The 19,620-nt window shown below is 71.6% G+C and carries 20 protein-coding genes; 11 read left to right on the forward strand and 9 right to left on the reverse strand.

From position 1 onward, the window contains the following. Positions 1–16: 16 nt before the first annotated feature. Positions 17–778: a DedA family protein gene (locus F9C41_RS22200; RefSeq protein WP_230689863.1), complete on the reverse strand. Its 762-nt coding sequence runs from the start codon at positions 776–778 to the stop codon at positions 17–19. A 66-nt stretch (positions 779–844) separates the two neighbouring features. On the opposite strand from F9C41_RS22200, the gene F9C41_RS22205 reads away from it, so the two are divergent. Beyond that, complete coding sequence (locus F9C41_RS22205; protein WP_155388743.1) at positions 845–1,342, forward strand: SigE family RNA polymerase sigma factor; 498 nt, start codon at positions 845–847, stop codon at positions 1,340–1,342. Beyond that, positions 1,339–2,376 carry an LCP family protein gene (locus F9C41_RS22210; protein WP_155388744.1) on the forward strand — a complete coding sequence of 346 codons (1,038 nt, stop codon included), beginning with the start codon at positions 1,339–1,341 and terminating at the stop codon, positions 2,374–2,376. The genes F9C41_RS22205 and F9C41_RS22210 overlap by 4 nt, the downstream gene beginning before the upstream one ends. Here the strand turns inward: F9C41_RS22210 and F9C41_RS22215 are convergent. After that, complete coding sequence (locus F9C41_RS22215) at positions 2,367–2,585, reverse strand: hypothetical protein (RefSeq protein ID WP_120317712.1); 219 nt, start codon at positions 2,583–2,585, stop codon at positions 2,367–2,369. The genes F9C41_RS22210 and F9C41_RS22215 overlap by 10 nt on opposite strands. 68 nt (positions 2,586–2,653) lie before the next feature. Between F9C41_RS22215 and F9C41_RS22220 the strand changes: the two genes are divergently transcribed. The 3 genes from F9C41_RS22220 to F9C41_RS22230 all read left to right on the forward strand — a co-directional run bounded on the left by F9C41_RS22220 (position 2,654) and on the right by F9C41_RS22230 (position 4,930). Next, entirely contained in the window at positions 2,654–3,034 is a 381-nt protein-coding gene (locus F9C41_RS22220) for a phage holin family protein (RefSeq protein ID WP_155388745.1), read from the forward strand. 150 nt (positions 3,035–3,184) lie between these two features. Further along, entirely contained in the window at positions 3,185–4,207 is a 1,023-nt protein-coding gene (fbaA, locus tag F9C41_RS22225; protein ID WP_155388746.1) for a class II fructose-bisphosphate aldolase, read from the forward strand. A gap of 204 nt (positions 4,208–4,411) precedes the next feature. After that, positions 4,412–4,930 (forward strand): hypothetical protein, encoded by a 519-nt coding sequence (locus tag F9C41_RS22230; RefSeq protein WP_120317715.1) that lies wholly within the window; start codon positions 4,412–4,414, stop codon positions 4,928–4,930. An 87-nt stretch (positions 4,931–5,017) separates the two neighbouring features. On the opposite strand, the gene F9C41_RS22235 is transcribed toward F9C41_RS22230, so the two are convergent. Next, the gene (locus F9C41_RS22235) at positions 5,018–6,121 is read right to left on the reverse strand and encodes an LOG family protein (protein ID WP_155388747.1); all 1,104 of its coding nucleotides are present in this window, start codon (positions 6,119–6,121) and stop codon (positions 5,018–5,020) included. A 75-nt stretch (positions 6,122–6,196) separates the two neighbouring features. Between F9C41_RS22235 and F9C41_RS22240 the strand changes: the two genes are divergently transcribed. Continuing rightward, positions 6,197–6,604, forward strand: coding sequence for a DUF3151 domain-containing protein (locus F9C41_RS22240; protein WP_155388822.1), 408 nt, complete (start codon positions 6,197–6,199; stop codon positions 6,602–6,604). Between the two features lie 70 nt (positions 6,605–6,674). On the opposite strand, the gene F9C41_RS41420 is transcribed toward F9C41_RS22240, so the two are convergent. Beyond that, complete coding sequence (locus F9C41_RS41420) at positions 6,675–8,318, reverse strand: chromosome partitioning protein (protein WP_230689865.1); 1,644 nt, start codon at positions 8,316–8,318, stop codon at positions 6,675–6,677. A gap of 68 nt (positions 8,319–8,386) precedes the next feature. Then, positions 8,387–9,334: a diacylglycerol kinase family protein gene (locus F9C41_RS22250; RefSeq protein WP_155388748.1), complete on the reverse strand. Its 948-nt coding sequence runs from the start codon at positions 9,332–9,334 to the stop codon at positions 8,387–8,389. A gap of 126 nt (positions 9,335–9,460) precedes the next feature. Here F9C41_RS22250 and F9C41_RS22255 point away from each other — a divergent pair, with 126 nt between their 5' ends. From F9C41_RS22255 to purD, 3 genes are all read left to right on the forward strand, one after another. Then, the gene (locus tag F9C41_RS22255; protein ID WP_155388749.1) at positions 9,461–10,753 is read left to right on the forward strand and encodes an adenylosuccinate synthase; all 1,293 of its coding nucleotides are present in this window, start codon (positions 9,461–9,463) and stop codon (positions 10,751–10,753) included. A 159-nt stretch (positions 10,754–10,912) separates the two neighbouring features. Then, a complete protein-coding gene (locus tag F9C41_RS22260) occupies positions 10,913–11,872 on the forward strand; it encodes a type IV toxin-antitoxin system AbiEi family antitoxin domain-containing protein (RefSeq protein ID WP_230689868.1) in 960 nt (319 codons plus the stop codon). A gap of 56 nt (positions 11,873–11,928) precedes the next feature. Further along, on the forward strand, positions 11,929–13,176 hold the full coding sequence (gene purD / locus F9C41_RS22265; protein WP_155388751.1) for a phosphoribosylamine--glycine ligase: 1,248 nt from the start codon (positions 11,929–11,931) through the stop codon (positions 13,174–13,176). 66 nt (positions 13,177–13,242) lie between these two features. Here the strand turns inward: purD and F9C41_RS22270 are convergent, their stop codons facing one another. The 3 genes from F9C41_RS22270 to F9C41_RS22280 all read right to left on the reverse strand — a co-directional run bounded on the left by F9C41_RS22270 (position 13,243) and on the right by F9C41_RS22280 (position 16,672). Next, the gene (locus F9C41_RS22270) at positions 13,243–14,808 is read right to left on the reverse strand and encodes an AMP-binding protein (RefSeq protein WP_155388752.1); all 1,566 of its coding nucleotides are present in this window, start codon (positions 14,806–14,808) and stop codon (positions 13,243–13,245) included. A gap of 114 nt (positions 14,809–14,922) precedes the next feature. After that, on the reverse strand, positions 14,923–16,134 hold the full coding sequence (locus tag F9C41_RS22275) for an acyl-CoA dehydrogenase family protein (protein ID WP_155388753.1): 1,212 nt from the start codon (positions 16,132–16,134) through the stop codon (positions 14,923–14,925). 85 nt (positions 16,135–16,219) lie between these two features. Continuing rightward, a complete protein-coding gene (locus tag F9C41_RS22280; protein ID WP_155388754.1) occupies positions 16,220–16,672 on the reverse strand; it encodes an SCP2 sterol-binding domain-containing protein in 453 nt (150 codons plus the stop codon). Positions 16,673–16,841: 169 nt separating this feature from the next. Between F9C41_RS22280 and F9C41_RS22285 the strand changes: the two genes are divergently transcribed. Next, the gene (locus tag F9C41_RS22285; protein WP_155388823.1) at positions 16,842–17,423 is read left to right on the forward strand and encodes a TetR/AcrR family transcriptional regulator; all 582 of its coding nucleotides are present in this window, start codon (positions 16,842–16,844) and stop codon (positions 17,421–17,423) included. Positions 17,424–17,555: 132 nt separating this feature from the next. Here the strand turns inward: F9C41_RS22285 and F9C41_RS22290 are convergent, their stop codons facing one another. Further along, on the reverse strand, positions 17,556–18,152 hold the full coding sequence (locus F9C41_RS22290; protein WP_196279889.1) for a PT domain-containing protein: 597 nt from the start codon (positions 18,150–18,152) through the stop codon (positions 17,556–17,558). A 133-nt stretch (positions 18,153–18,285) separates the two neighbouring features. Here F9C41_RS22290 and F9C41_RS22295 point away from each other — a divergent pair, with 133 nt between their 5' ends. After that, positions 18,286–19,590, forward strand: a complete 1,305-nt coding sequence (locus F9C41_RS22295) for an efflux RND transporter periplasmic adaptor subunit (protein WP_155388755.1) — start codon at positions 18,286–18,288, stop codon at positions 19,588–19,590. The last annotated feature ends 30 nt before the right edge of the window (positions 19,591–19,620 follow it).

The following is a 19,620-nucleotide window of genomic DNA, read 5'->3' on the forward strand; positions in this document are numbered from 1 at the left end:
CCTCTTCGCGTGCTGGTCAGCCGATGTCGACCTTGCTCATGACGACGGTCTCGTCGCCGCCGTGCCGGCCGCGCTTCTTGGCCTGGCGCTCGCGGATGATCTCGATGAAGACCGGGATCAGCGACAGGAACACGATCAGGAACACCATCGGCAGGATGTACTTGTCGATGTGCTCGGGGCCGCCGATCGCGCTGATGATCTGCTCGGCGAGCAGGTAGCCGGCCAGCAGGATGCCATCGACCCAGAGGATCGCGCCGACCACGTTCCACACGAAGAACTGCTTGGCCGGCATGCCCAGCACGCCCGCGACCGGGTTCATGAAGGTGCGCACGATCGGGATGAAGCGGGCCAGCACGATGGCCTTGCGCGGGCCGAACTTCTCGAAGTAGTGCTCGGCCTTGCGCACGTACTCCTGCTTGAACAGGCGGGAGTCGGGCTTGTTGAACATCTTGGGACCGTATTTCGCACCCAGCCAGTGCCCCAGCTGCGCGCCGATGATCGCGCAGATCGGGCCGAGCACCAGCAGCCAGCCGATCGGCAGCTGGACGCCCTTGGACTCGAGGAAGCCGGAGGCGAAGACGCCCGCGATGAACAGCAGCGAGTCGCCGGGCAGGAAGAAGCCGACCATGAGGCCGGTCTCGGCGAACAGGATGAAGCAGACGCCGAACAGCGCGGCCGGTCCGAACAGGTTCAACCAGTCCGTCGGATTCAGGGGATTGAAGTCGGCGGCGGCCAGCGGGGGCGCGGCCAGGGCCTGGAGAGTGTCGACTACGGTCACGCCGCACAACAGTACCGGGCAATGTTCTGAACACCCGGACACGTCCTGTGAGTCGAGGAGGTGGCTGTGACGTACGAGGAATTCGTCAACTCGCGACTCGGCGCGCTCGCGCGCTATGCGCTGATGCTCACGGGTGACCAGCACACGGCCCAGGACCTCGTCCAGGAGACGATGGTCCGGGTCCAGCTCAACTGGCGCAGGGTGGCCCGGGCCGACGCGCCCGAGCGCTACGTCAAGCGCATGATGATCAACCAGTACGTGGACTGGCGGCGCGGATCCTGGCTGCGCCGGGTGTTCCTGCGGCCCGACGCCGACGAGGCGGTCGCCGTACCCGTGGATCATGCGCAGCGCTCGGCGGACCGCGACCTGGTCTGGTCGGTGCTGGCGACGCTGCCGCGGCAGCAGCGGGCGGCGCTGGTGCTGCGCTACTACGAGGACCTGCCGGATGCGGAGATCGCCGAGATGCTCGGCTGCACCGTCGGCACGGCCCGCGGTTACATCTCGAAAGCGCTGGCCCGGTTGCGGGAGTCGGCGGAGCGGCTGAGCCTGGGAGGAGTCCGATGATCGAAGAAGAACTGCGCGGAGCGTTCGCCCGCCACGAGGAGCAGGCGCCCGCGCTGGAACCGCTGCGCCGGGCCATCGACGCGCTGGCCGCACGGCGTCGCCGCCGCCGCACGGCGACCCGCACCGGGGCCGCCGCCGTGGTCGTCGCGCTGGCGCTGGCGCTGCCGGTGCAGCTGTGGCGGGGCGAGCTGACCCTGCCGGCTCAGCTGGGCGGCACGGGGATACCGGTCGCGGTGCCGCAGGGCCCGCTGAACCTGCTGCTGCTTGGACTCGACGAGGGCGGCCCGAACAGCACGAACCGCTCCCGCGCCGACACGTACATGCTGATCCACCTGCCCGCAGACGGGAGCCAGGCCTACCTGGTCTCCATCGAACGGGACGTCATCACGGACACCCCTGGCATGGGCAAGATCAAAATCGCTGGGACGTACGCCCTCGGCGGCGCCGAAGGCGCACGACAGGCTGTCGAACAGCTCACCGGCGTGCGGGCCGACGCCGTGGCGGAGGTGAAATTGTCGGCCATGCAGTCGGTGACCGACGCCCTGGGCGGCCTGTCGGTCTGCCTGCCCGAGACGGTGAAGTCGAGCCACACCGGCAAGGCCTACCCGGCGGGCTGCCGGAAGTACTCCGGCACCCAGGTGGTGGACCTGGCCCGCCAGCGCCGGAACCTGCCTAACGGTGCCTACGACCGCGACCGCATCGTCCAGCGGGTGCTGCTGGCGCTCGCGAAGGAGGCAAGCGACCGGGCCCTGCTGAGCAACATCGGCCTGGTGAATCAGCTGGTCGGTACCCCGGGAATCACGCTGCACACCGGCGACCTCAGCGTGCTCGGCCTGGCCGTGCGGCTGGACCGAGTCGAGGCGGCGGGCATCATCGGTGTCAGCCAGCCGACGTTCCTGTCCCTCCAGCTCGGCAATGGTGAAATAGTCGAGCAACTTGATCCGAAGGTCGCGCCGGACCTGTCAGCGGCGCTGCGGGACGGCACCATGAACGACTTCGTCAGCAAGCACCCGAGCTGGGTGCTTCAGGAGTAGTCCTCGTCGGCGGGCACGACCACCACGTTCTGCTCGATCTTGTCCCACTCGGAGGCCGGCGGCACCGGCTCGTCCGGCTCTCCGAGTGGCTCCTCCGGGAGGGCGTTGTTGCGGTCCTCGGCGTCCGCCAGGGGATCCGCCGGCGTCGACTGCTCGAGCGCGTCGGCTTCGGGCACGTCGTACGCGTTCCCTGCCACGTTCTCGGTCATCGTTTCACGGTATGACTCGCCTGCGATATTCGCCAGCAGATGTGGGTTTCGGCGTAGAAGATGACCATATGGGCTTTCTGATCCGCTGGGTGATCAACGCAGTAGCGCTCTGGGTCACCACTCTGATCGTCTCGGGCATCGAGATCACCGCGGCGACCACCACGCGCAGCATCCTGACCCTCATCGCGGTCGCGCTGATCTTCGGCCTGGTCAACGCGATCCTGAAGCCCGTCATCCACCTGCTCGGCTGCGTCTTCTACGTGATCACGCTGGGCCTGTTCGCGCTGTTCGTCAACGCTGGGCTGTTCCTGCTCGTGGACTGGCTGGCGACCGTGTTCAAGCTGCCGTTCGAGATCGACGGGTTCTGGCCCGCGTTCTGGGGCGCCATCGTGATGGGCATCGTGAGCTGGGCACTCAGCCTGCTGGTGCCGGACGGCGACGAGGGCTGACGCGGCGGGAGGGGCCGATTCGCCAGGTCAAGTGACGTAGGCAATACTCCTGTAACGAGGACATCGCGGTCTTCCCGCAGCCATCGGGCGCGGCGACGCGCACCGCCGCGGCCATCCGCGTCACTGCACGCACGCTAGGAGCGTTCACAGATGCCTATCGCATCCCCTGAGGTCTACGCCGAGATGCTCGACCGCGCCAAGGCCGGCGCGTTCGCCTACCCCGCGATCAACGTCTCCTCCTCGCAGACGCTGCATGCCGCGCTGCAGGGCTTCGCGGAGGCCGAGAGCGACGGGATCATCCAGGTCTCGACCGGCGGCGCCGAGTACCTGTCCGGCCCGACCATCAAGGACATGGTCTCCGGTTCGGTCGCGTTCGCCGCGTTCGCGCACGAGGTCGCCAAGAAGTACTCGGTGAACGTCGCGCTGCACACCGACCACTGCCCCAAGAACAAGCTGGACGGCTTCGTCCGCCCGCTGCTGGCGATCTCCGCCGAGCGCGTGGCGCGCGGTGAGAACCCGCTGTTCCAGTCGCACATGTGGGACGGCTCGGCCGTGCCGCTGGACGAGAACCTGCAGATCGCCGAGGAGCTGCTGGCCCTCACCCACGCCGCGAAGATCGTCCTCGAGATCGAGGTCGGTGTCGTGGGCGGCGAGGAGGACGGCGTCGTCGGCGCGATCGACGAGAAGCTGTACTCCACCGTCGAGGACGCGCTGGCCACCGCCGCCGCGCTGGGCCTGGGTGAGAAGGGCCGCTACATGACCGCCCTCACCTTCGGCAACGTGCACGGCGTCTACAAGCCGGGCAACGTCAAGCTCCGCCCGGAGATCCTCAAGGAGATCCAGGAGCAGGTCGGCGCCAAGTACGGCAAGGACAAGCCGTTCGACCTGGTGTTCCACGGCGGATCGGGCTCGCTGCTGTCGGAGATCCGCGACTCGCTCGACTTCGGCGTGGTCAAGATGAACGTCGACACCGACACGCAGTACGCCTTCACCCGCCCGGTCGCCGACCACATGCTGCGCAACTACGAGGGCGTGCTGAAGGTCGACGGCGAGGTCGGCAACAAGAAGCAGTACGACCCGCGCGCCTGGGGCAAGGCCGCCGAGGCCGGCATGGCCGCCCGCGTGGCCCGGGCCTGCCAGGACCTGCGCTCCACCGGCACCCGGATCAAGTAATCCGCCACGCGCGGGCCGCTGCGGTCCGCGAGTTGGCACAAGATCGCCGAACGCGGTCGTGATCTGCGGCTCGATCGCAGGTCATGACCGCGTTTCGCGTTCCCGGCGTGTTTCGCCGCGCGCGTGTCGTCCCGGGTCCCCGCGTAACCTGACGGGAATCGGTACGATCGTCCGAATCCGCGTCTCAGGGCAGGAGGTCCGCACGTGCTGGGCATCGACGGGTACGACCCGGTCTGGCACCACGATGCCGGTGCGCTGGCGGCGGCGCACCGCAACCGCTTCGCCCGCGTCATCGGACAGCCGCTGGTCGGCTCCTGGCTGGTGTGGGACCTGGACGCCGAGGCCTGGTTCACCGGCGGCCCCGTGGTGTTCGGGTTCCCCGACGCCAACATCGAGATCACCCACCGCAAGTTCGACGAGTGCGCGATCAGCTGGGACACCATCGATCTGCAGGCCCAGCTCGACTGGCCCGGCCTGCGTTTGGACTGGTGGGCCGACACCCACCCGGCCATCCTGTCGGCCCGCGGCCGCCCGCTGACCCGGGTCAACCTCATCGAACGGATCAGCCCCACCGCCTGGCGCCCGCACGTGCTGCACGCGCTCGAATTCTTCTTCGGCGACCTGCGCGTCGCCCTGTTCAACGCGATGGACGAGAACGGCCTCACCGGCGAACCCGAGGTCAACCTCCCGGTCGGCTTCTGGCGCCGCATCCCCGTCGCTTAGCAGCGAGCGTTCGCCCTGCTCGCGTCTGGTGCAACGTCAGGAAGGGCACCTTCCCTCCACGCATGGCGATGTGAAGGTGCCCTTCCTTCAGTTGCAGAGGATGGCGAGGGCTTCGTCGACGTCGTCGGTGACGTGGACGAGGTCGGCCAGGGCAGCTCCGTTGAGCAGGGTGCGCAGGAGTTCGGTCACCGGGAGTTCTTCGGTCCAGAAGCGGCGGCCGAGGAAGACGAAGGGGCCGCTCTCGCCGTCGGTGGCGTAGTAGGTCTTGGTGGCGGCCTGGAAGACCTCCTGCACGGTGCCCGCGCGGCCGGGGGCGAACACGATGCCGCCGCGGGCCGCCTTCAGGATCACGTCCTCGCGGATCGCGTTCGAGAAGTACTTCGCGATCTGGCCCGCGAAGACGTTCGCCGGTTCGTGGCCGTAGAGCCAGGTCGGCACGGACAGGCCGCCCGCCCACGGGTCCGCCGCCGGGAACTCGGCCAGTACGTGCAGCGCGACCTTCGTGTACGGGTCGTGCGCGTGGAAGTCCGGCTCCGCGGCCAGCCGGCCGATCGCCTCGGCCAGCACCGCCGCCGGGTACGCGGCCAGGTAGGACCCAAGGTTCGCGGCCTCCATGACACCGGGGCCGCCGCCGGTCAGCACCAGGCGGCCGTGCCCGCCCAGCGCGTGGCCGATCGCCGCGGCCATCCGGTACGCGTCGCTGCCGCGTACTTCGGCGTGGCCGCCCATGATGCCGATGCGCCGCCGCGGCTCGATCGCGGCCAGGGCGTCGTGCAGCGCGTTGTCGATGCCGTGGTCGTGCAGCCGCTGCGCCAGCGCCTCCCGGACCGCCGCGTTCGGGCCGCCCGCGGCCACGAAGTGCCGGTACACCACGCTGTCGTACATGCCTGCGAAGCCGCTCTCGGCGAACCCCGCGGTCAGGTCGGCGGCCGTGTAGAGGCGCGCCGGATGTGTCGGGTACGGCACCCAGTCGGCCACCGGCACGACGTGCGCGCCCCGGCGCACCAGCGCCGCCTCCGCGGCCAGGCTCGGGAACGTGCAGCCGATGAAGACCGCGTCGTTCACCTTGATCCGGGACAGGTCGGCGGTGATGGTCAGCCCCTGCACCGTCAGCCCGGCCAGGCTCTTCTCGGCCAGCCGTTCGGCCAGCTCCTCCAGGGATTCGATCTCCAACGGGGTAGCAGCAGACATCAGGCGAGTATGCCCGTGACGAAACCCTCAGCGCAGCGCGGGGACATCGGCACCCCGGCCGGGTTGAATGGCCGTATGCAGAACCTGATGCCCGAACCTCCTGCCACGCTGCTGCCCGCCGACGAGGCCGCCGACGCCGCGTTGGCCGCCGCCGAGGACCCGACCTCCGTCGCCGCGGCCTATCCGACGTACAGCGCCGCCTGGGCCGCGCTGGCGCAGCTCGCGCTGACCGCGGGGCAGCCCGTTCCGGCGTACGCGTTCGCCCGCACCGGATACCACCGCGGCCTGGACCAGCTGCGCCGCGCGGGCTGGAAGGGCCACGGCCCGGTCCCCTGGTCGCACGAGCCCAACCAGGGCTTCCTGCGCTGCCTGCACGCCCTGTCCGTGGCCGCCGCCGAGATCGGCGAGGCCGACGAGGCGGCCCGCTGCGCCCAGTTCCTCCGCGACTGCGACCCGTCCGCCTTCGACGCGCTCAACGACTGAGGCACGGGCGGGCGCGTGAAGGCCGCGATCTTCGCGGCTCGGCGCCCGCCCGGCCCCGGCGGATTCCCGGTTACAGGCCCTCGGCGACGGATGCGGCGATGCGCAGCCAGGCGTCCTGGGACTCCTCGGTGAGCCGCCCGTAGTCGATCGGCTCGCCCGAGTCGAGCATGCGCTCGTACGGCGCGATGAGCACGGCCCGGGTGCGCGCGGCGAAGTGCCGCTCGATGGCGGGGATGTCCAGCTCGCGGCGGCTCGGCGGCAGCGAGACGATGGTGACGGCCTGCCGGACCAGGCGGCTGCGGCCGGTCTGCTCCAGGTGGTCGAGCATCCGGGCGGCGGTCTCCGCCGAGTCGTTGCGGGCGGACATCGTGACCACGAGCTGGTCGGTCGCGTCGATGGCGGCCTGCCAGTTCTCGGCCCGCACGTTGTTGCCGGTGTCCACCATGATCAGCTTGTAGAAGCGGCTGACCACCTCGCGGATCTCCGCGAAGGCGTGCGCGGTGAGCATCTCGCCCGCGGTGGCGGACTCGTCCGAGGCGAGCACCTCGAACATGCCGTCGCCCTGCGAGCGCACGTACTGCGACAGGTCGCCGACGCGGCTCTGCGACCCCTGGAACTGGTGCAGGTCGCGCATCAGGTCGCGCACCGTACGCGAGTGGAAGTCCTGCTGGGACCGCATGCCCAGGGTGCCCTGGGTCTCGTTGTTGTCCCAGGCCAGCACGTACCCGCCGCGCTTGCGGCCGAACGTCATCGCCAGCAGCAGCACGGCCACGGTCTTGCCCGCGCCGCCTTTCGGATTGACCACGGTGATCTGCCGCAGGCCGCCGAAGTTGCGCCGGACCAGGTCGGTGGCGCGCCGGATCTCCTGCTCGCGCTGGCCCGGGCTCAGGTTGAGCAGGCCGAACGTGGACTTGCGCAGCGCCGCCTGGATGCCCATGTGGGCGACCGGATCGGCGGGGCGGGTGGCCCGCCGGCGGGCGAACTCCTCGGCCGTCGGCAGGTAGACCTCACCGCCGCCGGGGCCGGGCAGCTGCGGCGCGCCGAACTGCGGCGGCGCGTCGGCGGGCGTGGTGGGCAGCGGCGGGATGTGCGGGGTCGGCGAGACCGGCCATACACCCGGCGCGGTCTGCGGCGCAGGCACGGCCGTGACGGCCGGACGGGGCGGGGGCACCGCGGCGGTCGCGGACGCAGGCCGGGGGGGTTCGGCGGGCGGGACCGGCACGGTCGCGCGGGCCTCCACGGGGGCCGCGGCGCGCGCGTCGGCGGCCGGGGTCGGCGTGGGCACCCGGGGGTCGGCCGGTGGCGTGGGCACAGCATGCCCGGCCTGCGGTGGCGCCGGGGTCGTCGGCGGGGCCGGGACGGGCGGCGGCGGGATCGGCGGGGCCGCCTGCTGCGGGGGCAGCGGGATGGGTGCGCTGTGCGGCTGCACCGGCACCGCCGTCGGTGGCAGCGGCACCGCGGTGCGCTCGCGCTGCGGCAGCGGCGGCAGTGGCACCTGCATGGTGCGGGTCAGGTCGGCGCCCCCCGCCACCGGCTGCGGGCCTGCGAGCGGGATGCCCGCCTGCGGGGCCGGGACCGCCATCGGCACGCCGGCCATGGGTTGGTCCGGCCGGGGCACCGCGGCGGACGCCCGGGCGCCCTGGCCGCGCACGATCGGTTTGCTGTCCTCAGCGGGGCCGCTGATCTCGTCCGGCGGCCACTCCCATTCCGTCATCGCCATCACTCCCCAGTGCCGTCTGCCCCTGCAGCCTAGTCAGTGCGCACACCCCGCAGGAGGTCCCGTCAGCCGGTATAGACGCCCCACGCCGCGGGCTCCACCCACCAGGAGCGCTTGCGGGTCAGTTCGCCGGATACCCCGTCGTCGGCGAACGGAACCTGCGCGTCGCGCGGGGTCACCGACACTGCCCGGCCGCGTGCCCGGCGCACCTCGATCCGCAGCCGCGGCGTACCGAAAAGCGGCTTGTGCCGGACCGGCACCGCGACCGCGACATCGATCACACCGTCGGCCGGGTCCACGGCCGTGAGCAGGGGGAGCCCGTCCAGCAGGGTGGCCCCGGAGCCGTTGGCGACGGCGACCGCGAGCAGCGGCTCCGCGCCGTCGGTCAGCACCGCGTCGTCGACCTCCACCCGGCCCGCCCACTGCACCGGCTGGCCGTCCTCGGTCGAGCCGGCCAGCAGCACCCCGTCCAGCGTCACCGAGCCGCCGTCGTGGCGCAGCAGGTCCAGCCGCCGCGCCCGGTCGCCCAGCACCGCCGCGGCCACCGCGGCCGGGTCCCGGGGCAGGCCGAGCTGCGCCGCGAAGTCCACCGCGGCCGCATCGATCGGCAGCACCGCAAGCGCGGGCAGATCCGGCACCGTACGCCCGGCGGGCAGCTCGGCGGGGCGCTTCGACGGGGCCGGGGCATACCGGCGCACCAGGCGGCGCAGCACGTGGCGCAGCTGCCCGTCGTCGGTGACCGCGATCACCAGCCGGGTCTTGCCGTCGGCGTCCGGCCAGGTCAGGCCGTCCTCGCGGGGCGGCCCGTCGAGTCGCGCCAGGACCTGGTCGATCTCGGTATCCGAGCAGGCCACCACGGTCTCCACCCGGGCCCCGGCGGCGCGCAGCGCGTCCGCGCAGTGCAGCACGGGCACCCGGGGGCGCGGGGCGTCGCTGTGACCGTCGCCGCAGCCGTCGGAACCGCAGCAGCCGCCTTCAGGCTCTGCCATGCTCAGCAGCACCACGTCATACACAGTGCGTTCGTCCTCTCCGGTTCCGGCCTTGCCCGGGCATGCGCGCCCGATCAAGCTGTTAGCCTGGCACCCCGGGGTCACCACAGCCGTGGGCGGCCCGCGGCTCGCCTAGGAGGCGAAGGAAAGATGCCAGCGATCGTGCTTCTCGGCGCCCAGTGGGGCGACGAGGGCAAAGGCAAGGTTACCGACCTGCTCGGATCACGAGTGGACTACGTCGTCCGCTTCTCCGGGGGAAACAACGCCGGCCATACCGTGGTCACCCCGGACGGCCAGAAGTTCGCCCTCCACCTGATGCCGAGCGGCGCGCTGCACCCCAACGCGGAGATCGTCCTCGGCAACGGCGTCGTGATCGACCCGAAGGTTCTGCTGGCCGAGATCGACGGACTGGCCGAGCGCGGCGTGGACGTGTCCCGCCTGCTCATCTCCGCCGACGCGCACCTGGTCATGCCCCACCACCGGGCGTTGGACCGGGTCGTCGAGCGCTACCTGGGCACCGCCCGCATCGGCACCACGGGCCGCGGCATCGGCCCCGCGTACGGCGACAAGGTCGCCCGCATGGGCATCCGGGTGCAGGACCTGCTCGACCCCGGCATCCTCCGGCAGAAGCTGGAGCTGGTGCTGCGCGAGAAGAACCAGATCCTGTTCAAGGTCTACAACCGCAAGGGCTTCGACGTCGACGCCGTGGTCGAGGAGTACCTCACCTACGCGGAGCGGCTCAAGCCGTTCATCGCCGACACCCGCCTGATCCTGAACAAGGCCCTCGAAGAGGGCAAGACCGTGTTCATGGAGGGCGCCCAGGCCACCCTGCTCGACCTCGACCACGGCACATACCCGTTCGTCACCTCGTCGAACCCGACCGCGGGCGGCGCCTGCGTGGGCGCGGGCATCGCGCCGACCCGGATCAGCTCCGTGATCGGCGTCATCAAGGCGTACACCACGCGCGTCGGAGCGGGTCCGTTCCCGACCGAGCTGCACGACGACATGGGCGAGCACCTGCGCAAGACCGGCGGGGAGTACGGCACCACCACCGGCCGCCCGCGCCGCTGCGGCTGGTTCGACGCCGTCATCGGCCGCTACGCGGTCCGGGTCAACGGCATCACCGACCTCGTCGTCACCAAGCTGGACATCCTGTCGGGCCTGGAGCAGGTCCCCGTCTGCATCGGCTACGAGGTCGACGGCGAGCACCTCACCGAGATGCCCATGACCCAAACCGCCTTCCACCACGCCAAGCCGATCTACGAGTACCTCCCCGGCTGGTTCGAGGACATCTCCAAGGCCCGCGACTTCGCCGAACTCCCCCTCAACGCCCAGCGCTACATCGAACGCCTCGAAGAACTCTGCGGCACCCGCATCTCGATGATCGGCGTAGGCCCGGGCCGCGAAGAAAACGTAGTCCGCCACGACATGCTCGCGGCCTGACGCTTCTCTTGGTTGATCATGAACTTATGGCACGGCTCGGCGGCGTGTCGCTGCCATAAGTTCATGATCAACACACAGAAGCGTTCCTGCTGTCCACAGGGTTATCCACAGGGGTTGTGAGCTGGGGTTGGGCGGCTCAGGCTGGCGGATGTGCTTGCTGTGCAACGACTTGCCGAGCGCCAGGACGGCCTGATCACGGCGGCCCAGTGCCGCGACCTGGAGTTATCCACCGCCTCTGTCAAGAGGTTCCTCCGGCAGGGGGTCTGGCGGACGCTGAGCCGTGGCGTCTACCTGGTCGACGCCGACATGCGTGGCGTGCTCGACTCGCCGCGGGCGCTCGTCCGGGCGGCCGTGCTGGGCGCCGGACCGAACGCCGTCGCGGTGCTGGAGAGCGCCGCGGCCGTGCACGGGCTGCACGGGTTACGGCCGCAAACCCGGTTGCACGTCAGCCTGCCGGGCAAGCTGGCGGTGCCACGACGGCTGTCCGATGCGACCGTGGTGCCGCACCAGCTGACCCTGGCCGCCGGGGACGTGACAGTGGTGGACGGCATCGCGGTGACCACGGTGCGGCGTACCGTCGCCGATCTGCTCCTGAAGCTCGACCGCCTGGCGGCGGTATCGGTCCTCGACTCGGCGCTCCACCTGGGTCTGCTCGCCGAGGACGACCTCGCGGAGCTGCCGCTGCTCATGTTCGGCCGCCGGGGAGCCACGAAGGCGCGTGCCTGGATCGAGCAGGCGGACGGGCGTGCGGAGTCGCCGCTGGAAACTCGGGCTCGGCTGCGCTGCGTCGACGCAGGCGTGCCGCCCGATGAACTGCAAGCGGTGATCGCCGACGCATCCGGCCACGCGCTCGCACGGGTCGACATGCTCTGGCGCGCGGCGCGGCTGATCGGCGAGGCCGACGGCGGCGAGGTGCACGACCGTCCCGAGGCGGTGTACCGGGACCGGCAGCGCCAGAACGACCTTGTCCACGCCGGCTACCGGATCGTCCGCTTCACCTGGTCCGACACTCTCGACCCGGCGAGCATCCCCCGCATCGTTCGCCGAGCACTCGCCCGGGCTCCGCAGACCCGGGTCCCGATGGGGTCGTCGCAGTCGATCAGGAAGCTGTGGACATGAATCGCCGTCGACCCGTGCCATAAGTTCATGATCAACTCGGAGGGTAGGGTGGGGTGGTGCGGGTACTGGTGGTTGGTGGTGGGGGGCGGGAGCACGCCCTGGTGTTGGGGCTGGTGCGGGATCCGGGGGTTACGGCGGTCATCGCGGCTCCGGGGAGTCCGGGGATCGCGGAGGTGGCTTCGGAGCAGCGGGATGTGGACATCCTGTCGCCGGAGGCTGTCGCGGGGCTTGCCGTGGAGGTCGAGGCTGACCTGGTGGTGGTGGGGCCGGAGGCGCCGCTGGTGGCGGGGGTCGCCGACGCGGTGCGGGCGAAGGGCATCGCCTGTTTCGGCCCGTCGGGCAGCGCCGCCCGGCTCGAAGGCTCCAAGGATTTCGCCAAGCAGGTCATGACCGCCGCCAAGGTGCCGACCGCGCGTGCCTTCACGTGCAGCACGGCCGAGGAGGCGGCGCGGGCGCTGGACGCGTTCGGCGCGCCGTACGTGGTGAAGAACGACGGCCTGGCCGCGGGCAAGGGTGTCGTCGTCACCGACGACCGGGACGCCGCGCTGGCGCACGCCGCCGAGTGCGGGCGAGTGGTCATCGAGGAGTACCTCGACGGGCCCGAGGTGTCGCTGTTCGTGGTGACCGACGGCGTGACCGCGGTGCCGCTGCTGCCCGCGCAGGACTTCAAGCGCATCGGCGACGGCGACGCGGGGCCGAACACCGGCGGCATGGGGGCGTACGCGCCGGTGCCGTGGGCGCCGCCCAACCTGGTTGACCATGTCATGACCACCGTGGCCCACCCGACGCTGCAGCAGATGCGCGACGCGGGCACCCCGTTCTCCGGCCTGCTCTACATCGGCCTGGCGATCACCGAGGGCGGCCCGAAGGTGATCGAGTTCAACGCGCGCTTCGGCGACCCCGAGACGCAGTCGGTGCTGGCGCTGCTCGACACCCCGCTGGGCGGCCTGCTGTACGCGGCAGCCACCGGCGAGCTGGCGGGACACTCCGACCTGCAGTGGAAGGACGCCTTCTCGGTGACCGTGGTGCTGGCCAGCGCCGGGTATCCGGCGAGCGCGCGGACCGGGGACGAGATCACCGGCGCGGCGGGGCTGATCCACGCGGGCACCAAGCGCGACGCCGACGGTGTGCTGCGCTCGGCCGGGGGCCGGGTGCTGTGCGCGACGGCGACGGGGCACGACCTGCACGCGGCACGGGCGGCGGCGTACGAGCTGGTGTCGCACGTGGAGCTGGCGGGCGGGCAGTACCGCACCGACATCGCCCTGGCGGCCGAGGAGGGCCGCGTCGTCTCCCCCTGGCGCTGACGCCGCGGTGGCGCTGGAAGGGCACCTTCTATAACGCGGAGCGTCAAGAAGGTGCCCTTCCTTTGCTCACAGGGTGCGGAGGAGGCGGGGGATGACTTTGCCGGTGGCGGTGCGCGGGAGCTCGGGGACGAAGTGGACGTCGCGGGGGACGCTGAAGCGGGCCAGGTAGTGGCGTACGTATTCGCGGACCTCGTCGGTGTCCAGGTGCTGGCCGGGGTGCAGGACCAGGTAGGCGGCCAGGCGCTGGCCGTACTCCGGGTCGGGGACGCCGATCACGGCCGCCTCGCGGACCTGGGGTAGCTGGGTGAGCAGTTCCTCGACGGGGCGGGGGAAGACGTTCTCGCCGCCGGAGACGACCATGTCGTCGGCGCGGCCGTCCACGTAGAGCAGGCCGTCGGCGTCGAGGTGGCCCAGGTCGCCGGTGCCGAGCATGCCGTCGGGCCGGTCGCCGGGCGGCGGCGGGACACCGGGGCCGCGGGTGTATCCCTCGAACAGCATCTCGTTGCCGACGTGGATCTCGCCGACGCGGCCGCGGGGCACGGGCAGGCCGGTCGGGTCGAGGATCGCGATCCGGGTGCCGTGCGGGGGCCGGCCCGCGGTGCCGGGGTCGCGGCGCAGGTCGGCGGGGGTGGCGATGGACGCCCAGGACGCCTCGGTGGAGCCGTACAGGTTGTAGAGGCAGTCGCCCCAGGTGTCCATGAACCGGGTGGCCAGGCCGCCGGGCAGGGCGGATCCGCTGACCGCGACGACGCGCGGCGGCTTCGCGGGCACCGCTCCCGCCTCGACCAGCCGCTGCAGCATCACCGGCACGGCGAACAGTGCGGTGCACCCGTGCACGTCGACGGCGTGCGCGGTGGCCACGGGGTCGAACCGGCGCTGGAGCACCACGGTGGCCCGCATGGCCAGGGAGAGTTGCAGCGCGGCGTACCCCCAGGTGTGGAACAGGGGTGCCGAGATCAGGATGCGCTCGCCGACCTTCAGCGGGATGCGGTCGATGATGGAGACGAGCGGGCCGAAGCCGGGCGGGGTGGGCCGGCGGGCGCCCTTGGGCGCGCCGGTGGTGCCCGAGGTGAGCACGATGGTGCGGCCGGCGCGGCTCACCTCGGTCCAGCGGCCCTGCGGCGGGGTCTCGGCGAGCAGCGCGTCGACCCGGGACTCGTCGAGCCGCTCGCACGGCGCGGCCGCGGCGACCGGCGCGAACTCGCGGTCGTGGATGAGCAGGCGCAGTTGCTGCTGCTCGGCCACCGCGGTGAGCTGTGGCGCGGACAGTGCGGTGTTGACCAGGACGGCGTCCGCGCCGAGCAGCGAGCAGGCGACCATGGCCTCGATCAGGCCGACGTGGTTGCGGCACATCAGGCCGACGCGTACGCCGGGCGCCACGCCCCGGGTGCCGCCGAGCGCGACGGCCAGGCGCTGGGCGCGGTGCAGCAGCTGGCGGTAGGTGATCACCCCGCGGTGCTCGTCGATGATCGCGGGGCGGTGCGGGTCGCGGGCCTCGGCGGCGCGCAGCTCGCCGGCGAGCGTGAAGCCCCACCGGCGCAGCGTGTTGAGCTGGTCGGCGACGCGGGTCGGGCTGCCGGGGCTGAGCAGCCCGCGGCGGGCCAGGGTACGGACAATGAAGAGCAGGTCCACGACGGTGAGGCCTCTCGTTCGATCGCCAGGGTTACCCGGATATTACTGAGCGGTAACTAAAAAGTGAAGACGGCGGCCTGCAAAAGCAGACCGCCGTCTATGGCTGAAGCGTTGTCAGCGCAGCGAGGCGCCGGTGATGGCGCGGGCGATGACCAGGCGCTGGATCTCGCTCGTGCCCTCGAAGATCGTGTAGATCTTGGCGTCGCGGTACCAGCGCTCCACCGGGTGCTCGCGCAGGTAGCCCGCGCCGCCGAGGATCTGCAGGGCCTTCTCGGTCACCGAGACCGCGACCTCGCCCGCCTTGAGCTTGGACATCGAGCCCTCGCCCGCAGTGAACGGCCGGTTGTTGCGGCCCATCCAGGCCGCCCGGTACACCAGCAGCCGCGCGGCGTCGATCTCCAGGCGCATGTCGGCCAGCGCGAACGCGATCGCCTGGTTCTCCACGATGGGCTTGCCGAACTGCACCCGCGTCTTGGCGTATTCGAGGGCGTACTCATACGCCGCCCGCGCGATGCCCAGCGCCTGCGCGCCGACCGCGGGCCGGGACAGCTCGAAGGTGCGCATCGAGGCCTGCCCCGAGGAGCGCTGCCCGGACCGCGCCCGCGCGAGCCGCTCGTCGAGCTTCTCCCTGCCGCCGAGCACGCAGTTGCCGGGCACGCGCACCTCGTCGAGGAACACGTCGGCCGTGTGCGAGGCGCGGATGCCGAGCTTGCGCAGCTTGCGGGCGGTGTGCAGGCCCTTGCTGCCGGGCGGCACGATGAAGGCGGCCTGCCCGCGCGAGCCCAGTTCCGGGTCGACGACGGCGGTCACCACGTGCACGTTGGCGATGCCGCCGTTGGTGGCGTACGCCTTCTGTCCGGTGAGCACCCACTCGTCGGTGGCCTGGTCGTACACCGCGCGGGTGCGCATCGCGCCCACGTCGGAGCCGGCTTCGGGCTCGGTCGAGCAGAACGCGGCGACCTTCGGGTCCTCCTTCGTGCCGAAGCACTGCGGCACCCATTCGGCCATCTGCTCGGGGGTGCCGGAGCCGAAGATCCCGGCGACGGCGAGCGAGGTGCCCATGATGGCCAGCCCGATGCCGGCGTCACCCCAGAACAGCTCCTCGCTGGCGATGCACATGGACAGACCGCTCGGGTCGGCCCAGAGGTTGGCCAGGAACTCGAAGTCGTACAGGCCGATCTTGGCGGCTTCGGCGATGACGGGCCAGGGAGTCTCCTCGCGCTCGTCCCACTCCGCGGCGGCCGGGCGCACGACCTGTTCGGCGAAGCCGTGCACCCAGTCCCGCAGATCCCGCTGCTCCTCGTTCAGATCGAGCGAGAACTCCATGCCGGTCATGCTCGTCGCCCGCTTCGCGAACGTCGAGCATGACCTTCCCGGGGCCTCATGTTGAGCTCGCTACGCTTGCTCAAGCTCAGGCCTTGGGGATGTTGAAGAGGTTGGCGATGTTGGCGGCCAGCGCGAGGTCGCCCTTGGCCTTCAGCTTGCCGGTCATGAACATCATGACGGGGTTGCCGTTGCCGGAGACCACCTTGAGGAAGTCGGCCGGGCCCACCGTGACGGCGAGCTTGGGCTCGTTGACCGGGGTCTCGGACAGAGAGCAGGTGCCCTTCGAGATGACCAGCTCGTAGGTGTCCGAGCCGCCGTCGGCCGCGCCCGTGATGATCCAGTGGATGACCGCCTCGGTGTTGCCCGCACGGTCGGGGCGGAAGAGGCCGGGCATCCGGCGGAAGATCTCGTCCAGGACCTTGGTGCGTAGGTCGCCGCCGAGCACCTCGTTCAGCTGCGCGTCGGAAGCGTTCTTGACCAGGCTTGCGAACTGCGCCGGGTCGAGGGAGCTGAAGTCGGACAGGTTCAAGTCGGCCATGATGTCCTCCATAACCATTGGAACTTACTCGTGCGTAACCTTACGACGGAGTAGGTAGGCTGGCAAGGTGCAGAGCAACCCACTTCCTCCAGGTGACGACGCGCCGGCTGGTCCGCGCGCCGGGGACACCCCGCGCGGCCGGGTGCCGCGAGCGGAGCGCGAGCAGCAGATGCTCGACGCCGCGGTGCTGGTGTTCTCCCGCCGGGGATTCCACCACGCCAACATGGACGAGATCGCCGAGCTGTCCGGCGTGTCCAAGCCCATGGTGTATGCGTACCTCGGCACCAAGGAGGAACTGTTCATCGCCTGCCTGCGCCGCGAATCGGCGCGCCTGGTCAGCGGCCTGGCCGCCGCGGCCGATCCCACCCTCCCCCCGGACCTGCAACTGTGGCAGGGGTTCAAAGGTTTCTTCGAGTTCGTCGGCGCGCACCGCGACGGCTGGTCGGTGCTCTACCGGCAGGCCCGCACCCAGCAGCCGTTCTCGGTGGAGGTCGCCGCGATGCGCGAGACCGTCGTCGAGGTGATCACCGATCGGCTCGACGGGGCGCTGCGGCTGGAGGGCAGGCAGGTCAAACCCGACGACCTCACGGCGATGGCGCTGACGCTGGTCGGCGCGAGCGAGTCGCTCGCCGACTGGCTGGCCGACCACCCCGACGAAGACCCCGGGCGTACGGCGACGCGTCTGATGAACGCCGTCTGGCTCGGCGCCGACCAGCTCATGCGCGGAGTGGCCTGGCGTCCACCGGCCTGACCCGCACGAGAAGGGGGCGCACCGCCGGTGGCGCCCGGCGGGGGAGGGGGGCCGGGCCCGCCGGGCGGGACGGGGGGACAGCACCGCCCGGACCGGCTCCGGTCCACCAGCCCGGCCGGCTGCGAGATGCGGTCAGCTCGCCGCCGGGCTCGGCGCGGTGGTGGGGCGAAGCACGGCACAGGCCTGCATCGCCGCCGCCACCTTCGGATCGGCGGTCGCGAGCTGCTGCCCGGGTGTGAACTCCACACCGCGTTCAGCGAGGCAGTTGCGGTACGCCGCGTTGGCCCCGTTGTCGCCCCGGTTGCCACCGAAGCCTCCACCGGGTCCGCCGCTGGGGCGCACCGCTGCGCAAGCCTGCTGTGCCTGCTGCCACTTCTCGGCGTCCACGCCGTCCGGTGCCCGCATACCCCCGCCGGGGCCGCCGAAACCACCCGGCTGCCCGCTGGGGCGCACGGTCGGCCGAGCGGTAGGTCGGGCGGTCGGCTGGTTCGTGGGCCGCGCCGTCGGCGCGCCGGACGGTCTGCCCTGCCCCTGACCGAAGCCCTCCGGCAGCGTGATCCCCTGTTCCTTCAGGCACGCGGCGTACGCGGCGAACCCGCTCGTCTCGCCGCCGGAGGCGGTCTGACCGGTGGTGTCGTCGCCGGAACCGCAGGCTGCGGCGAGGCCGAGCACGGCGATCGCGACGGCGGCGGTGAGGGCGGCGCGGGAGTGTCTCTTCGGCGTCTTCACCTGCGCGAGCCTGCGCGCCGCGGCTCAGGGCTCGCTCGACCGTGCCTCAGGATGCGCTGGGAGTGGCGGGCTTTGAGGTGGCTCCGAGGTGGGCTGAAGCGATCACCGAGCGGCGGCCGCGAGACTCCCGGCCATGACGTTCGTGGTGCGCGGAAAGCGACGCCGGTGGGTGGCCGCGGGCGCGGCGGTGCTCATCGCCGCCGCGGTGGTGACGGTGCTCGTGGTGCAGGGCGGTGACCCGGCCCCGGCGGCCGCGGCGACGGTCGCGGTACAGCGGGGCGAGGTCACCTCGTCGGTCGCGGCATCGGGCAAGGTGTCCCCGGTCGCCACCCGCGAGCTGGCCTTCTCCGTGGCGGGCACGCTCACCGCGGTGCTGGTGAAGCCGGGCGACGAGGTGGTCGTGGGGCAGGACCTGGCGACGATCGACGACGCCGACGCCCGGGAGGCCCGCGACGACGCGGCCAACGCGCTGTCCGAGGCCGAGCAGGCCCTCGCCGACGCCCAGGACGCCGCCGACAGCGCCGACACCACCACCGGCTGCACCACCGCACGCGCCGCGGCGTACGACTCGGTCCCTGCCGTGACGGCGGTGCTGCTCACCCAGCCGGCGTCGACCACCACGCCGGACCCGGCCGACGCTTCACCGTCGAGCAGCCCGTCACCGTCCGCCTCGCCGCAGCCCTCAGCCTCGGTCAAGCCGTCGGCGTCGGCCCAGCCCTCGGCCGCGCCGTCGCGCACGTCCGCGCCCAGCACCGGACCCGGCGGCTGCTCGTCCGGCGGTTCCTCGTCCGGCGGCTCGACCAACGGCGGCGGCGCGACCGGCGGGCGCGGCGGGGACGCGATCTACTCCGCCCAGGTCGCGGTGAACAAGGCCGAGGCCGACCTGGCCAAGGCCGAGCGCAACCTGGCCGGCACGACGATCACGGCGCCGGTCGCGGCGAAGGTGCTCAGCGTCGGCGGCCGGGCCGGGGACACGGCGAGCACCGCGACCTTCATCACCCTCGGCGTCGTCGCCACGATGATGGTCGAGGCCGAGTTCGCCGAGGCCGACACGGTGAGCCTGGCCGTCGGCCAGCCCGCCACGGTCACCCTGGCCAATCGCCCCGACGAGGTTCTGCCCGCCACCATCGCCCAGGTCGCCGCCACCGGCACCGCCACCGGCACCCTGGTCCGCTACCACGTGCTGCTCGCTTTCGACGGAGCGCCGGAGGGCCTGCTCATCGGCCAGAGCGCCACCGCAGGCGTCGTCCTGGCCCGAGCCGAAGGTCTCCTGCTGCCCCAATCCGCCGTACGCGTGACCGGCGACGACACCGGCGAGGTGAAACTCCCCGACGGCACGACCCGCGCCATCGGCATCGGCCTGCGCGGCGACGGCGACGTCGAAATCCTCTCCGGCCTCACCGAGAACACCCAGGTCCGCCTCAACGCCCGGGCCTGACCCGGCCCGGACGGTGTTCACGGGGTTCCG

Source organism: Catellatospora paridis (assembly GCF_009720365.1).
Taxonomy (GTDB): domain Bacteria; phylum Actinomycetota; class Actinomycetes; order Mycobacteriales; family Micromonosporaceae; genus Catellatospora; species Catellatospora paridis.

What these genes read in the sequence shown, in the direction of transcription:
- F9C41_RS22215 (WP_120317712.1), bottom strand. Translation starts at nt 2,585, where the DNA reads ATGACCGAGAACGTGGCAGGGAACGCGTACGACGTGCCCGAAGCCGAC.
- F9C41_RS22295 (WP_155388755.1), top strand. Translation starts at nt 18,286, where the DNA reads ATGACGTTCGTGGTGCGCGGAAAGCGACGCCGGTGGGTGGCCGCGGGC.
- F9C41_RS22235 (WP_155388747.1), bottom strand. Translation starts at nt 6,121, where the DNA reads ATGTCTGCTGCTACCCCGTTGGAGATCGAATCCCTGGAGGAGCTGGCC.
- F9C41_RS41420 (WP_230689865.1), bottom strand. Translation starts at nt 8,318, where the DNA reads ATGACGGAATGGGAGTGGCCGCCGGACGAGATCAGCGGCCCCGCTGAG.
- F9C41_RS22280 (WP_155388754.1), bottom strand. Translation starts at nt 16,672, where the DNA reads ATGGCCGACTTGAACCTGTCCGACTTCAGCTCCCTCGACCCGGCGCAG.
- F9C41_RS22220 (WP_155388745.1), top strand. Translation starts at nt 2,654, where the DNA reads ATGGGCTTTCTGATCCGCTGGGTGATCAACGCAGTAGCGCTCTGGGTC.
- F9C41_RS22275 (WP_155388753.1), bottom strand. Translation starts at nt 16,134, where the DNA reads ATGGAGTTCTCGCTCGATCTGAACGAGGAGCAGCGGGATCTGCGGGAC.
- fbaA (WP_155388746.1), top strand. Translation starts at nt 3,185, where the DNA reads ATGCCTATCGCATCCCCTGAGGTCTACGCCGAGATGCTCGACCGCGCC.
- F9C41_RS22240 (WP_155388822.1), top strand. Translation starts at nt 6,197, where the DNA reads ATGCAGAACCTGATGCCCGAACCTCCTGCCACGCTGCTGCCCGCCGAC.
- F9C41_RS22255 (WP_155388749.1), top strand. Translation starts at nt 9,461, where the DNA reads ATGCCAGCGATCGTGCTTCTCGGCGCCCAGTGGGGCGACGAGGGCAAA.
- F9C41_RS22210 (WP_155388744.1), top strand. Translation starts at nt 1,339, where the DNA reads ATGATCGAAGAAGAACTGCGCGGAGCGTTCGCCCGCCACGAGGAGCAG.
- F9C41_RS22285 (WP_155388823.1), top strand. Translation starts at nt 16,842, where the DNA reads ATGCTCGACGCCGCGGTGCTGGTGTTCTCCCGCCGGGGATTCCACCAC.